At 66.8% G+C, this 14,873-nt stretch carries 11 protein-coding genes; 9 read left to right on the top strand and 2 right to left on the bottom strand.

Features of this window, described 5'->3' with window-relative positions; translation table 11 throughout:
• Positions 1 to 26 precede the first annotated feature (26 nt).
• Complete coding sequence (locus LWC34_RS05615) at positions 27 to 629, bottom strand: class II aldolase/adducin family protein (RefSeq protein WP_233723334.1); 603 nt, start codon at positions 627 to 629, stop codon at positions 27 to 29.
• 8 nt (positions 630 to 637) lie between these two features.
• Complete coding sequence (glyA, locus tag LWC34_RS05610) at positions 638 to 2,047, bottom strand: serine hydroxymethyltransferase (RefSeq protein ID WP_233723333.1); 1,410 nt, start codon at positions 2,045 to 2,047, stop codon at positions 638 to 640.
• 283 nt (positions 2,048 to 2,330) lie between these two features.
• Here glyA and LWC34_RS05605 point away from each other — a divergent pair, with 283 nt between their 5' ends.
• The 9 genes from LWC34_RS05605 (at position 2,331) to LWC34_RS05565 (ending at position 14,867) form a co-directional block, all read left to right on the top strand.
• Complete coding sequence (locus tag LWC34_RS05605; RefSeq protein WP_233723332.1) at positions 2,331 to 3,806, top strand: MFS transporter; 1,476 nt, start codon at positions 2,331 to 2,333, stop codon at positions 3,804 to 3,806.
• Between the two features lie 69 nt (positions 3,807 to 3,875).
• Positions 3,876 to 4,634 carry a thioesterase II family protein gene (locus tag LWC34_RS05600; RefSeq protein WP_233723331.1) on the top strand — a complete coding sequence of 253 codons (759 nt, stop codon included), beginning with the start codon at positions 3,876 to 3,878 and terminating at the stop codon, positions 4,632 to 4,634.
• Positions 4,635 to 4,704: 70 nt separating this feature from the next.
• Positions 4,705 to 5,376 (top strand): flavodoxin family protein, encoded by a 672-nt coding sequence (locus tag LWC34_RS05595; protein WP_233723330.1) that lies wholly within the window; start codon positions 4,705 to 4,707, stop codon positions 5,374 to 5,376.
• A 7-nt stretch (positions 5,377 to 5,383) separates the two neighbouring features.
• Positions 5,384 to 6,778, top strand: coding sequence for a phenylacetate--CoA ligase family protein (locus LWC34_RS05590; protein WP_233723329.1), 1,395 nt, complete (start codon positions 5,384 to 5,386; stop codon positions 6,776 to 6,778).
• Between the two features lie 25 nt (positions 6,779 to 6,803).
• Positions 6,804 to 8,255: an anthranilate synthase component I family protein gene (locus LWC34_RS05585; protein WP_233723328.1), complete on the top strand. Its 1,452-nt coding sequence runs from the start codon at positions 6,804 to 6,806 to the stop codon at positions 8,253 to 8,255.
• Complete coding sequence (locus tag LWC34_RS05580) at positions 8,252 to 8,938, top strand: anthranilate synthase component II (RefSeq protein ID WP_233723327.1); 687 nt, start codon at positions 8,252 to 8,254, stop codon at positions 8,936 to 8,938. Before LWC34_RS05585 ends, LWC34_RS05580 begins: the two co-directional genes overlap by 4 nt.
• 62 nt (positions 8,939 to 9,000) lie before the next feature.
• The gene (locus tag LWC34_RS05575) at positions 9,001 to 12,741 is read left to right on the top strand and encodes an amino acid adenylation domain-containing protein (protein ID WP_233723326.1); all 3,741 of its coding nucleotides are present in this window, start codon (positions 9,001 to 9,003) and stop codon (positions 12,739 to 12,741) included.
• Between the two features lie 31 nt (positions 12,742 to 12,772).
• Complete coding sequence (gene aroF, locus LWC34_RS05570) at positions 12,773 to 13,828, top strand: 3-deoxy-7-phosphoheptulonate synthase (protein WP_233723325.1); 1,056 nt, start codon at positions 12,773 to 12,775, stop codon at positions 13,826 to 13,828.
• 161 nt (positions 13,829 to 13,989) lie between these two features.
• A protein-coding gene (locus tag LWC34_RS05565; RefSeq protein ID WP_417448663.1) for an IS5 family transposase occupies positions 13,990 to 14,867 on the top strand; the annotation gives its coding sequence in 2 pieces (ribosomal slippage) (positions 13,990 to 14,383 and positions 14,383 to 14,867; 879 coding nt in all).
• Positions 14,868 to 14,873: the final 6 nt, after the last annotated feature.

Genomic DNA, 14,873 nt, shown 5'->3' with positions numbered 1-14,873 from the left:
GCTATGGCCGGTGGGTTAGCCAGGGGTTATGGGTGGACCGCTGCCCAGTCCAGCAAGGCCTTGAGGTGGCACAAGGCTTCAAGGCAGACGAGCCGGTGCCGTGCGCTCTCCAGGGTCGGTCCCCACGCCACCGCGCTCTGCCCGCCGATCATCAGCACGGCGGGGCCGGGCAGCCTGCGGCGAGCCTCCAACTGGATGGCGATCAGCTCGAAGTCCGGCGGGCCAGGGAAAACCGGCACGTCCACTGTGGATGTCGCGGTGGCACCGAGCGCCTCGGGGATGCCGCCGGTGTCGAAGCGAACGGCCGAGGTGGCTCTCGCGGACACGGCGCCGACGTGGGGCGGGCTGGCCATGACGACTGCCTGACAGTCCGGCTGCGTCCGGTACAACGCGGCGTGCAAAGCCGCGCACGGAGCGGCGTCCGGCACGTTGGGCGACACCGGCTTGCCGTCGGCGACCCTGATCGGCAGCACATCCCGGCGGCCAGTGGTGATCAACGCTCCGGCCTGGCCAGGCATCCGGACTGACAGGTGGCCCGCCGGCATCCGCAGCCAGCCGCGCGAGTCCAGGTCCTCGACCAGTTCCGCGAGGGTGAGGCCGATGAAGGTGGGATCGACTGCCGTAGTCACGTGTCCCCCTAGGAAGCTCGGGAGTGTTCTTGTAAGCCAGGGATGGGATAGCCGGGAACCGGGTACGCCCGGCACAGGTCCTCGACAGCCGAGCTCACGTGCCTGTGGACCGACTCAGGCAACGTGTACTCGGTGTCCGACACCAACGTCACCGCACTGAGCACGGTGTCCAGCAGCTCGGCGCAGTAACCCATGTCCGCGGGCGCGAGCCCACGCAACGCGAGACTGTTCATGCCCAGCCGTATGCCGCTGCCGATCAAGGCGGACTTCACGTCGCCGGGGATACGGTTCTTGTTGACCAGGATCCCGCAGGATTCAAGAGCTTGTTCGGCGACGACACCCGTCAGCCCGGAGGCGAGCACGTTCACCAGCACCATGTGGTTGTCCGTGCCGCCAGTCAGCACCTGGTAGCCGAGATCCGCCAGCTGTGCGGCGATCATCTTGGCATCGAGCACGATCATCTTGGCAACCCACCGGAACTCGGGCGTGGTCACGTATTGCAGGGCACGGGCTTTCGCGGCGATCGAACCGGGGTTCGGCGTGCCCTGCCCGACCGGGAAAACTGAGCGCTGCAACAGCTTCCTTAGGGTGCCGCGGCCACCAGGGCCTGGCGCGTCGGCGTCGGCGCCCATCAGGATCAGGCCGCCGCGCGGGCCGCACAGTTGCTTGTACGTGCTCGTTGTGGTGATGTGCGCGAAGTCGATGGGGCTGGGGTGCTCCCCTGCCACCACCAGACCGGCGACGTGCGAGATGTCCGCGATCAGGTAGGCGCCGACGGAATCGGCGATCTCACGGAACCGCTTGAAGTCGGGTGTGCGGGGGTACGCGCTCGCGCCGCACACGATCACCTTCGGCCGGTGCTCCTCAGCCAACTCCGCCACCTGCTGGTAGTCGATGCGGCCTGTCCCATCAAGGCCGTAGCTGACTGAGGTGAAGTACTTGCCTGTGATGGACGCGGGCGAGCCGTGCGTGAGGTGCCCGCCGCAGTCGAGGTCCATCCCGAGAATGGTGTCCCCGGGTTTGAGCAGTCCGAAGTAGACGGCCAGGTTCGCCGAACTGCCCGAGTGCGCTTGGACATTCGCGTACTTGGCGTCGAACGCGATCTTGGCGCGCTCGATCGCCAGCCGCTCGATCTCGTCGAGCACGCCACATCCAGCATGAAACCGGGCACCCGGATAACCCTCGGCGGTGACGTTGGACAAGGCGGCACCCGCGGCCGCGAGAACGGACGCAGGTGCGAGGCTGCTTGAGGCGACCATCGCGAGCGTGCCGGACTGGGCCCGAAGATCATCGGCAAGCAGGCTGTACAGCAACGGGTCCTCGTCGGCCAGCTCGGCGATCGCCCGCGCGGCCAGCCCGGCAGGCCCTCGATCGACCGGGGCCCGGTGGGTCCGCCGGAGTTGGTCGCCTCTGCTCACCATGATCGTCCTCTCGGCCGCACGGACTCTGCGGACCAGGAGGCTAGGAAGAACCAGTCACGCCATGGTTATGGCTGCGAAAGCCTGTCGTGAGTGGTTATCAGTGTTCTAACCCGAATAACCACTCACGAGGTTTGACCGTCACCCAATGTAGTGAACAGGGCCAACGGACAGTGAATTCGGAACCGCTACGTAACCGTGTGTTCCTAACTTCGCTACGCATACGAATCATCCGGCACTGTTCGTCCACGTGCCGCGCCCGCACCGATGGGAGCCAGAAGCCATGTCCTCAGTCGAGAGTCGGGAGCAGAACCCCACGAAGGGGGGGACCGCCCCCTCGAACACCACGCCGCAACCGGATCCGCGGCGGTGGCGTGCGCTGACGATGCTCGCGTTGGTCCAGTTCATCGTCTTCCTTGACGCCACCATCGTCAACGTCGCACTGCCTTCGATCCAGCACGACCTGCACTTCAGCCCAACCGGGCTGACGTGGGTGGTTAACGGATACCTGCTGGCCGCGGGTGGTCTGCTGTTGCTCGGCGGCAGGCTCGCGGACATCTTCGGGCGTCGGCGCATCTTCATGCTCGGCGCTTCGCTGTTCGCCGTCTCGTCGCTGACCGCGGCGTTGTCCACGAACCAGGAAGTTCTGATCGCCAGCCGGTTCGCGCAGGGTATCGCGGAGGCGCTCGCCGCGCCCGCGGCTTTGTCGCTGGTGGCGTTGATGTTCTCGGACAACGCCGAGCGCAACAAGGCGTTCGGGATCTGGGGCGGTCTCGCTGGCCTCGGCTCGGCCGCCGGTGTCGTGCTCTCCGGGGTGCTCACCGACATCGCCAGCTGGCGCTGGGTGTTCTACGTGACCATCCCGCTTGCCGTCATCCCGTTGCTGTTCACCCGCAAGCTGATCGACGAGTCCAAGATGGACGGCGCGAAACGGCCCGACTGGGTGAGTGCCATCCTCGCCACCGTCAGCATGGTCGCCATCATCCAGGGCATCCTGTCGCTTGGCAGCAAACCGTTCGGCAGCGTCGACGTGCTGCTTCCGCTCGTCGGCGGGATCGCGGTCCTCGGGATCTTCATCGGCATCCAGGCCAAGTCGGCCAACCCGTTGCTGCCGTTGGGTTTCCTCAAGCACAAGACCCGCATCACCGGCAGCATCTCGATGACGTTCCTGAACAGCACGACCGCTGCGATGTTCTTCCTGCTCGTGCTGTACATGCAGGACGTGCTGCACTACACGCCGCTACAGAACGGGCTGGCGTGGCTTCCGTTCTGTGTCGCGTTCATGGCCGGACTGCAGTTCTCGATGAAGCTGCTGCCCAAGGTCGGCGCCCGTGGCGCACTGGCCACCGGTCTGCTGATCGCCGGTATCGGTGTGCTGCCGCTCGCGTTCATCCCGGTCGACGGCAGCTTCTGGATCAACCTGGTGCCCGCCATGGTGATCATCGCAGTCGGCGGCGGAATGGCGTTTCCCGCCATCCAGACAGCCGCACTGTCCGACGTGTCCATGCAGGACGCCGGCCTCGGCTCGGGCATTCTGACCACACTCGGCCAACTCGGCCAGGCACTCGGCCTCGCGACCCTGGTCGCGATCGCGATCAACCACACAAGCGACCTGGTCAGCACCGGCACGTCCGCGGTCGACGCGGCCGTCGGCGGGTACAAGCTGGCCTTCGTGATCACCGGGATCCTGCTGGTGATCGGGGCCGCCGTCACGTACGCACTACTGCCCAAACACCAACCACAGCCGCAAGCGGCCTGAGCCGGAAACTCCAGATGGGCCACCCTCCGCACCGAGGGTGGCCCTTCGCGCACTCCAACGAGGTGACCGATGACCGATTGGCTGATCAACCTCACGCCGGGCGGCGGCCGCACCCGGCTGCTGTGCCTGCCCTACGCCGGAGGCGGCTCCAGCGCGTTCCACGAGTGGCCGGCCGCCCTCCCGCCGTCGGTGGACGTGTGGACGATCCGGTTACCAGGACGGGAAAGCAGGCTGCTGGAGACCCCGTATACGGACCTGCGCGAGTTGATCGACGATCTCGCACCGGCCGTGGCTGGGCTGACCACCGTGCCATACACGGTGTTCGGGCACAGCATGGGCGCGTTGATCGGCTACGAGCTCATCCGTGCCCTACGGGCCCGTGGCAGGCCAGAACCGACGCTTTTCGTTGCCTCCGGCCATGTGGCGCCGCACGTGGCCGACCATTCCGAGCAGTTGCACAAGCTTCCGCACGACCGGTTCGTTGAAACCCTTCGAGAATACGGCGGAACACCGGACGCATTGCTGGCAGAACCCGAACTGCTCGAGCTTTTCCTTCCCGCCCTGCGCGGGGATTTCGCCGTGGTGGAAACCTATCGATATCGTGATGGAATCCCATTGACCTGCCCCATAACGGTTTTCCGTGGCGACGCCGATCGTGGCGTCGGCACCGAGGGCTGCCGGGCATGGAACGACCTGACCAGCGGCGCGACCACGCATCACGGTTTCCCCGGTGGCCACTTCTTCATCGACGAAAGCCGGGCCCGTGTCCTCGGCACGCTCGCCGACCTGCTGCGCGGCACCGGCATTCAGCCGGAAATCGCCGCATAACCGGCCGCCAACCGGCCAGACTTACCTTGCCTCAAGAACGTCAACGACGTCCGTCAAGGAGGCATCCGCCGTGACCGTTCCCGCGAAAATCGTCGCGATCAATGGATCCGAGAGAGACGGCAACACCGCCGACGTGTTGCGTTATGCCGCGGCGATCGCGGAAAAGCGTGGTGCCGTACTCGAAGCCATCGACCTGCGCACCATCAACATGCTCCGCTGTGGGCCGTGCGGCAACTGCAACGACCGGGTCATCCGGTGCGAGCAGACCGATGACGTGCCTGGTGTCGTTGACAAGATGATCGCAGCCGACGGCATCATCTTCGCCGCCCCGGTGCACGGATTCGGCACCGCGAGCCTGATGCAGACGTTCATCGAACGCGCGGGCGTCGGCTATCTGCGCTTCGACCGCCCGCTGTCCAACAAGGTCGCAGGCGTCATCTCCGTCGCTCGCCGCTACAGCGCGGGCGAGGTATGGGCCCAGCTGACCGTGAACGCGTTGCTCAACAGGATGATCATCGTCGGCAGCGGCTTCCCCTCCGAGGTGCACGCGCTGCACTTGGGCGACGCCCAGCAGGACGAGGAAGGCCTGACCAACGTCGGCCGGATGGTCGAGCGGATGATCGACATGATCGACCTGCTCAACGAGCACCGCAGGCTGACCGGCCGCCAGGAGTTGCTCGCCGTCGGCGACCGCAACGAACGCGTCGGCCTCCCGCTGAACAACCTCGAAGAACACCTGTGAGCCTGCCATGAGCTTCCGCGACGAGTACACCGAGACCATTGACAGCTACTACGCCGGAACCCTGACGCCTGCCGGTCTGGCCGAATGGCAACGGCAGCGGCTGACCACGGTGCTGCGGCACGTCACCATGTTCTCGCCGTTCTACCGCCGTCATCTTTCCGGAGTGGACATTACGGAGGTCACCCCGCAGACGTTGCGGCAGCTGCCTTTCACCACCAAAGCCGACCTTCGCCGCGAGATGTACGACGTGCTTTCGGGTAGCACGGCCGACGCCGCGATCTTCTACGAGACCACTGGCACCACCGGCGCTTCGACGCCGTGTCCACGTGGCCCGCGGGACATCATGACCAGCAACGCGGCCGTGGAACGGTCATGGCGCACGTTGTTCGCGCAGTACTTCGGCGACCGAATGCCGGTCGTCGGCCTGATGGGCCCGTCCGAGCTGTACGCGTTCGGCGACGTGTTCACCGCGGTGACGGGTTCGCTCGGCGCCTGCCACGTGAAGATCTGGCCGGAGTCGCCGAGGGTCGGGTTCCGCAAAGCCTTGCGGCTGATCAAGGAACTCGGCGTCGAGGTGATCGTCTGCGCGCCCGCGTTGTGCCTCAGCCTCGCGAAGGCGGCACGGCATTACGGTTACCGCGCTGACGAGCTGCCACTCAAGCTTTTCCTTGTCCTTGGCGAGATCTGCACGCCCGAGTTCCGTGCGAACGTCTCGTCGATCTGGCCTGGCGCGGTCGTTCACCCGACTTTGTACGGCTCGCAAGAGGCTCTGTGCATCGCGACCGGCGCGCCAAGCGGCAAGCTGCATCTGTCCCAGCTGAACTACATCGCCGAGCTGGTCGACCCGGAGACGGGCGAGTACGTCGGCAGCAGCGGCGAGGGCGAACTGGTGCTGACCATGCTGATCGACGGCATCAAGCCGCTGATCCGCTACCGCACCGCCGACCTTGTCCGGATCGAGCAAAGACCGGACGACGCACAGCTGCCCGGCCCGGTGATCGAGGTGATCGGCCGCGCCGCCGACCGGATCGACCTCGGGTCTGCCCTTCTGCAGCCAGCCGAGCTGGAATCCGCTGTGCTGGCAGGGGTTCGCGGCTGCCTTGGCTACCAAGTGGTGATCGACCGGGACGCGTCGGGCAACGACGAGGTCACCGTCCGGCTCGACCTGCTGCCCGAGATCAGCGGTGACCCGGTCGCCGTTCGCGCGGGCATCGCGTCGCGCCTACGAGAGCGCGCGGGCGTGTTCGCCGATATCACCGTCGAAGCCGAACTGGACCCGGTGACCAATACCGGCGCGTTCGTCAGCTGGAAGGCCGCACGGATCCTCGACCGCAGGGTCGCGGTTGACGACATCGTGCGGACCGCCCGTGAAGTCGCTCACCGCTACGCGATCACGACCTGATCCCAACTCCTCGAGGGAGATCTCGATGACCGAGCAGGTCGCCACGCACACCGATCGGATGTCGCTGCCCGCTGCCGAGCCGCTGACCGCCTATCTCGCCCTGTCCGAACGCTTCGGTTCCGACCAGGTGTTCCTGTTGGAATCAGCGGGTGGGCCGGCGAGTGACAGCCGTCAGCACTTCGTCGGCTTCGGCGAGTTGCTCGCCGTGTCGGTGACGACGGGCAAGGTGACCGTCACCGGCGTCGAGGCGTTACGCCGGACCGTGCTGAGCCGCATCACGCCGCTGCTGGAGCCGGACAGCGACCGGCCGAGGCTGCGCGCGGGTTACACGCTCTGGGACCTGATCCGGACCGTTGAGTCGACGTTCGACGTGCCCGGCTCGGCGGACGGATTCGAGTTCGGCTTCATGGCATACCTCGGCTACGACGTCGCCCGCTACATCGAGGAGCTGCCGTACCTGATCGAGCCGGGCCCTGACCTCCCGGACTTCCATGCCGTGCTCTACCAGGGAGTCCTGCACACCGAAGTCGGCTCGGCCGACTCGACGCTGATCCTGCACCGCAGCGAGCTCTGGCCGTCGCTCAACCCGGCCGAGCTCGCCGCGGTGCTGTCCGGCGGCACCGACGTGCCGGACGACGCCCGCGATGTGGCCGTCGAGCTGATCGAGGACGACATCACCCGCGACCACTATCTGTCCATTGCGGACAAATGCCTTGGCCACATCGCGATCGGCGACATCTACCAGGTGCAGATCGGCCACGAGGTCGCCATGCACAGCGCCGCCGACCCGATCGACGTGTACCGGCGGTTGCGCGCCCGCAACGCCTCGCCGTACATGTACCTCGCCACAGTCGCCGACCACACGATCATCGGCGCGAGCCCTGAGCTGTTCGTCCGGGTCGAGGACGGCGAAGTGGTGATGCGGCCGATCGCGGGCACGCTACCCCGCAACGGCGACGACGAGGCTGGCGCCGCTCGGCTTTCCGGCGACCCCAAGGAGATCGCCGAGCATGTCATGCTTGTCGACCTGTGCCGCAACGACATCGGCCGCATCTGCCTGCCGGACTCGTTGGACGTGCGGGAAAGCATGGTCGTCGAGAAGTACTCACACGTTTTACATTTAGTGTCTACTGTGGTCGGTCAGGCCGCCGAGGACACCGACAGCTACGACATCATCGCCGCGTTGTTCCCAGCGGGAACGATGACGGGCGCGCCGAAGATCCGTGCGATGGAGATCATCGAGGAGGTCGAGACCAGCAGGCGCGGCCTGTACGCGGGAGCGCTCGGTCTGATCGGTTTCGGCGGCTACCTCAACCTCGCCCTGTGTATCCGCACGCTGATCCACCACGAAGGCGTCTATCGGACCAGAGCCTCAGCCGGCGTCGTCGCCGACTCGGATCCCGGTCGGGAATGGGCGGAGACGCTTGCCAAGTCCAACGCCGCCTACTGGGCGGTCACCGGTAGGGAGCTGTCGTGAACGTGCCTACGAAAGTCCTTGTGGTGGACGCGTTCGACAGCTTCGTCTACATCATCCGGCAATATCTGCTCAGCGCTGGAGCCGAACCGATCGTGGTGCGGTCCAACGAGCTCACGCTGACCGACATCCGGACAATGCGGCCGGACGCCATCCTGCTCGGCCCCGGCCCCGGCCATCCGAGCGAGTCCGGGCACGTCGAGATCATCAAGGCGTTCGGCGACCAGCTGCCGATCCTCGGCGTCTGCCTCGGCCACCAAGCGATCGGGCTGGCCTTCGGCGGCGAGGTCGTGCCAGCGCACCACCTGATGCACGGCAAGACGAGCAAGGTCCGGCACGACGGCACCGGCCTGTTCGCCGGTATGCCAGAGGACTTCTCCGCGACCCGCTACCACTCGCTCGTGGTCGTGCAGAACACCGTGCCGGACTGCCTTCAGGTCACCGCGTGGTCCTGCGACGACCGGTACGTGATGGGACTGCGCCACCGGTGGCTGCCGATCGAGTCCGTGCAGTTCCACCCGGAGAGCATCTGCACCCAGAACGGCCTTCTCATGATCAAGAACTTCGTGCGCGGCTGCGCTTCGTCCCCGGCTTGGCACCAGCGCCGCTCGTTCGCCCGCCTACGGCCGCAAGCGTCCCCCGGATCCACCAAGAACGGCACGTTGTCCGAAGCCCTGTCGGCATGACCGGGCTGGGACAGCGACCTGGCGCCGCCAACGCGACACGGCGCCCGCGAGAGGAGAGAACAGTGCGCGAGCGCCAAGAGGACCACCAGGCTTGGCAACAACACCTTGCCGGTGCGCCGATGGTCAAGCCGGTGCCGACCGACCGGCTGCCGAGGTCGCCCCGCGCCATCGAACCGCTGGTGTGCGCGATCCCGCTGACCGCCGACATGGCCGCCGTCCTCGCCAAACCGGGCGGTGAGTTCGCGACCGAGCTGCCGCTCGCCGCGCTGGCGACGTTGATCCTGCGCTACACCGGGGAAACCGACCTGCTCGTCGGCATCCTGGACAAGCAGCTGACCGTGACCCGGTTGCGGCTGCAGAACTCCGACACGCTGTGCGCCCTTCGATCGTCCACAGTGGAGTCGATCGCCGATGCGGAGCGAGTCGGCGCGGTGGATGGCGGGGAGTTGTTGCGCATCAGCACCGCCGACGGCGCCACCAGCCAGGCGCCGTGTCACGGCCTGATCGCGATCCGTGGCGACGGACCGGCCAACGACAACGAGCTTCGCTACGCAGACCTGGTCATCGTGCTGCAGAACGTCCATGGCGAGCCAAAAGCCGCGCTCGTCGGCAACGCGACCCTGTACGAACGCACGACCATCGAACGGCTCGCCAACCACGTCGGCGGGCTGATGGCCGCGTTCATCGCCGGTCGCGCCGACGAGCAGATCGGCGAGGTCCCGCTACTCAATGCCGAAGAGCGCCGCCAGATCCTCGTCGAATGGAACCGCACGGCCCAACCCGTTCCCCCGCAACACGTGCACGAGCTGATCGCCGCCGTCGCGGAGTCCACACCGGACGCTCCGGCGGTGATTTACGAAGGCGTGACAACGACTTTCGGCGAACTGGACGCCAGCGCGAACCGGATGGCCAACCACCTGATCGTGCTGGGCACCAATCCAGGCGACAACGTCGGCGTGTTCATGGAACGCTGCGCGGAAAGCCTGATCGTGCAGCTGGCGATCTTTAAGGCGGGCGCGACGGCGGTGCTACTCGATCCGGAGTACCCGACCGATCGGCTCGCCTTCATGCTTTCCGACTCGTCGGCCGTCGCCGTGGTCACCAAGCAGCACCTCGCCTCGATCCTGCCGCTGGCCGAGGAAGGCTGCCCGGTCGTACTCGCCGACGCGCACGCGATCACCTGGCAGGCGCGGCCGGACTTCGACCCGCGCGGCGAAATCACCGACGAGAGCGTCAGCCACGTCGCGTACACCTCCGGCTCGACCGGGGTGCCGAAAGCGGTCATGCTGCGCCACGGCCCGTTGCGCAACACCATGCACGTGCTGCGGCTGGAGTGCGAGATCACCGCGGAGTCACGCGGAACCTGGCTCTGCTCACCAGGTTTCGGTCTTGTCGAGGTGGACTGCTTCCCGGTGCTCGCGGCAGGCGCGGCGGTGTACATCCCGCCGCCAGCGATCGCCGCCTCACCGGAACAGCAGCGGGACTGGCTTATCGAGAACCAGATCACGCACACCCTTCAGCTGACCGCGATGGCCGAACGGCTGTGGACGCTGGCGTGGCCTGCTGAGACCCCGCTGAAGTCGATGCGGATCGCGGGCGAACGGGTCCGCGCGTGGCCGCCGCCCGAGCTGCCCTTCACCGTGTTGAACGTGTACGGCTCCGCGGAAGCCAACGTCGTCGCGACCTGTGACCTCACCGCGATGGCCGCCAGGCTGACGAGTGACGAGCGGGTGGCGAGGATGCCACCGATCGGCAGGCCCGTCGCCAACGTCCGGACGTACGTGCTGGACGAACGGCTGGAGCCGGTTCCGCCCAATGTGCTCGGCGAGCTGTACATCTCCGGCGACAGCCTGTCCCGCGGCTACCTCAACCGGCCAGAGGCCAACCGGACGAAGTTCCTGGACAATCCCCTCGCGGACGACCCGTATCCGGTGTTGTACCGCAGCGGTGACGTGGCTCGGCACTGGCCGGACGGGGTCATCGAGATCGTCGGCCGGTTCGACAACGAGACGAAGATCCGCGGCTACCGCGTGCATCTCGGCGAGGTCGAGAGCGTTTTGGCCGCACAGCCCGGCGTACGGCAATGCGCCGTGCTCGCGTGGGAAGACATACCCGCGTACCGGCGGCTCGTCGCGTACGTCGAACCCGATCCGGGCAACCCACCGACGGTCCGCAGGCTGCGTAGCGAGCTCGCTCGCCGCTTGCCGCCGTACATGCTGCCGTCGGCGTACGTGGTTGACGACTTGCCAACGACGGCCAACGGCAAGATCGACCGTGCCGCGCTCCAGCCGCCGCCACGCACCCGGCCGGACCTCGAAACGCCTTACCTTGAGCCAACTTCCCCGCTCGAACGCGGCATCGCGACGCTGCTGTCCGAGGTCATCGGGATCGACGAGATCGGCACTCTCGACGACTTCTTCGAGCTCGGCGGCGACTCGTTGCGCGCGATCCGGCTGCTGTCCGGGCTGCGGGACGAGTACGGCGTCGAGCTGACCATGGCCGACCTGTACAAGTCACCGACCTTGGACGGAATCGCCAGCGCGGTCGAACAGGCCCGGTTGTGCGACAACGAAACCATCGTGCACGACGCCGCCAGCCGATACCGGCCGTTCCCGCTGACGACGCCGCAGCAGTTGCTCTGGCGTGCGCAGGGCAACCGGCAAGGACCGGCGGATCTGTACGAATGGCAACGCACCTGGCTCGACATCGACCGGTTCGTGCACACCTGGCTCGTGCTCGTCGAACGGCACGACGCGCTTCGCACGGTCGTACAACCGGACGGTGAGCAGGTGGTGCTGTGTGAAGGCCCCGATCCCGAGATCGTCGACCTGCGTGACCTCGGCGAGCAGGAGGCGCGGGACCGGGTGGCGGCGGGTCGGGCCGACCTGCGGGGCTCGACCCACTCGCACACCCTGCGGGTGACGTTGCTGCCGGACGACACCGCCGAGATCCAGCTGGCGGTGTCCCCGCTGACCGTCGACCCGGACACCGTGCACCGGATTCTGCTGCCCCAACTGGCTGCCGGGTACGAAGATCTCAGCACGCTGGCCGAACCAGGGATCACGTTCCGGGACTACGCGCAGAGCTCCTTCGGCCGGTGGGCCGAGAACGACCGGGCCGACGCCGTCACCGAAGACACCTTGCTCATCGCGGCCGACCCGGCCGAACCGATCATTGTCTCCACCGAGATCGACATCCGCACCTACACCGCGCTCCTCGCCCGGTGCGACGCGGCCGCGGCCACCGCCGAGGGCGCCATCGCCGCCGCGCTGTACGAGACGCTGGACGACACGAAGCTGTCATGGCTGCCCGGTGCCACCGGGTTGCCGCTGCTCGCCGTGCGCACGTTCGAACGCTCGGCCGTCCACAAGCAGGTCGCCGACCTGGCCGGGTTCTTCAGCGTGGCCAGACCCGCCGACGACCGCGGCCTGCCGACGTTCGCCGAACGCGCCCGTGCGACCGGGTCCCGGGCTGGCCGTCCCGCCAGGGCCGCGGTCCTGCTCAGCGTTCTGATCAACACCGTGATCCACGGCGACGTGCCCGCCGAGATCGTCCGCGCGGTCTGGTCAACTGGGCCGTACGGCGTGGCTGATGTCCAGGTCGTGCTGGACGACGAGGCGCTGCGCCTGCACTGGTCCTTCCCGCCCGGCACGCCATCGGAGCAGGCGCTGGCGCTGCTCGCCGACCACCGGCAGCGGCTGGTCCGGTACGCGACCGACGAATCTGCGTGGTGGATCGGCGCGGATCTGTTCAATCAGGCACACGGCATCGACGATGTGCCCGCACTCAGGGACGACCGATGATCTGCCGTACTGGGGTTGAAGGAGCTCTGTCATGACGATCGTGATCCGGTTACAGCAGACCGCGACGGACGCACAGCGGTCCGAAGTGGTCGAACGAACCAGCCGGACCGGGGTTGTGCCACGGGTGCACACCCCGACCATGGTGTCCGCGCCCGGTTCGCTCGACGCCGTCAAAGCCGCGCTGGCGGACCTCGACCAAGTGGCCGAAGTGGCCAAGCTGAGCGCCGACTACCCCCAAGCGGCGAAAGCCGCGCGGGACGGCGGGTCGATGGTGAAGCTCGGCGAGGCACTGATCGGCAGCGAGGAGTTCACGGTGATCGCCGGGCCGTGCTCGGTGGAAACCCAGTCCCAGCTAAGCAAAACCGCCCGGGCCGTACAGCAGGCAGGCGCGCATGCGTTGCGCGGCGGCGTGTTCAAGCCGCGCACCTCGCCCTATGCGTTCCAAGGCCTTGGCCGGGCAGGCCTTGACCTCGCGCAGGTCGCCCGTGAGGAAACTGGGCTACCGTTCGTCACCGAGGTCGTGGACGTCCGCGACGTGGAGATCCTCGCCGAGAACGTCGACATGCTCCAGATCGGCGCGCGAAACATGCAGAACTACGCGCTGTTGCGCGAGGTCGGGGCCACCCGCATCCCGGTCCTGCTCAAACGCGGCCTCGCGGCGACGATCGACGAGACCTTGATGGCAGCCGAGTACTTGCTTGACGGCGGCAACTCGCAAGTTGTGTTGTGCGAACGTGGAATCCGCGCCTTCGAGTCCGGCTACCGCTTCGCGCTCGACCTGACGGCGGTGACGGTGTTCCGGGAGCGTACCCATCTGCCGGTGATCGTCGACCCGAGCCACGCGGCCGGTGCGACCGACCGGGTCATCCCGCTGGCGCTGGCGGCGGCTGCTTGTGGGGCCGATGGCATTATCGTGGAATCCCACTGCGATCCCGCATCCGCGCTGTGTGACGGCAAACAGGCGTTGCCGGTTGAAGACCTGCCCGAGCTGATGCAACGGCTACGGTTCGCCGCGACCGCTGGTGGCAAACGCCTTTCCGCGCCCGCAGGGAGACCAGGCTGGCAGCATGCCCGCCTAGCCGTCTGAGGGTCACTCCTGAACCCGCCAGTCCCCAACTGGCGGGCTAAAGCCACGCGTCCGCCACCTCGTGAGTGGTTATGCGCGTTCTAACCCGCATAACCACTCACGAGGTCTGGCTTCTAGGGCCTGTTTCACAAGTTGATCAAGGTTTGAGATGATCTTGATTCGTGGGGCGTGGTGATCTGACCAACGAGCAGTGGGCGAAGCTGGAACCCTTGCTGCCCAGGGGCAAGAAGCCTGGCAGGCCGCCGAAGCATGCGAAGCGGAAGCTTATTGACGGGATCCGGTTTCGGGTTCGAACCGGTGTGCCGTGGCGGGATCTGCCGGAGCGTTACGGCCCGTGGGAGACGGTGTATGGCTTGTTCCGGCGGTGGCAACGGGATGGCACGTGGAAGAGGATTCTGGTCGCGTTGCAGGCGGACGCGGACGCTGCGGGCCTGATCACCTGGGATGTCAGCGTGGACTCCACGGTGGCTCGTGCGCACCAGCACGCGGCTGGTGCGCGTCAAAAGGGGATCTCCAGAAGGAGTCTCCGGGCGGGGTCGAGGTCGAACCGGCCGATCACGGGCTGGGGCGCTCCCGAGGCGGGTTGACGACCAAGACTCACCTGGCGGTCGAGCAGGGACAAAAGCCCTTATCAATCGTGATCACCGCTGGCCAGCGAGGTGACTCGCCCCAGTTTCAGGTGGTGCTCGACCGTATCCGGGTACCCCGGCGGGATCGCGGTCGGCCGCGCTGCCGCCCGAATCGGGTGCTCGGCGACAAAGCCTACGGGTCCCGCGCCAACCGCGCCTACCTGCGCAGGCGCGGTATCCGCTGCACCATCCCGGACAAGGCCGACCAGGTCCGCAACCGCAAGAACAAGGGCTCACACGGAGGACGACCACCCGCATTCGACAAGGAGATCTACAAGCAACGGCACGCTGTCGAGTGCGGGATCAACCGTCTCAAACGAAACCGAGCCGTCGCCACCAGATACGACAAGCTCGCCGTTCGCTACGAAACCACGGTCACCATCGCAGCGATCAACGAGTGGCTCCCATGACTTTCG

Source organism: Kibdelosporangium philippinense (genome assembly GCF_021390435.2).
In the GTDB taxonomy this organism is placed as follows: domain Bacteria; phylum Actinomycetota; class Actinomycetes; order Mycobacteriales; family Pseudonocardiaceae; genus Kibdelosporangium; species Kibdelosporangium philippinense.
Note: the sequence above shows the minus strand (reverse complement) of the source record. Positions and strands in the feature narration are given on the sequence as shown.

What these genes read in the sequence shown, in the direction of transcription:
- LWC34_RS05605 (WP_233723332.1), top strand. Translation starts at nt 2,331, where the DNA reads ATGTCCTCAGTCGAGAGTCGGGAGCAGAACCCCACGAAGGGGGGGACC.
- LWC34_RS05600 (WP_233723331.1), top strand. Translation starts at nt 3,876, where the DNA reads ATGACCGATTGGCTGATCAACCTCACGCCGGGCGGCGGCCGCACCCGG.
- LWC34_RS05590 (WP_233723329.1), top strand. Translation starts at nt 5,384, where the DNA reads ATGAGCTTCCGCGACGAGTACACCGAGACCATTGACAGCTACTACGCC.
- LWC34_RS05585 (WP_233723328.1), top strand. Translation starts at nt 6,804, where the DNA reads ATGACCGAGCAGGTCGCCACGCACACCGATCGGATGTCGCTGCCCGCT.
- aroF (WP_233723325.1), top strand. Translation starts at nt 12,773, where the DNA reads ATGACGATCGTGATCCGGTTACAGCAGACCGCGACGGACGCACAGCGG.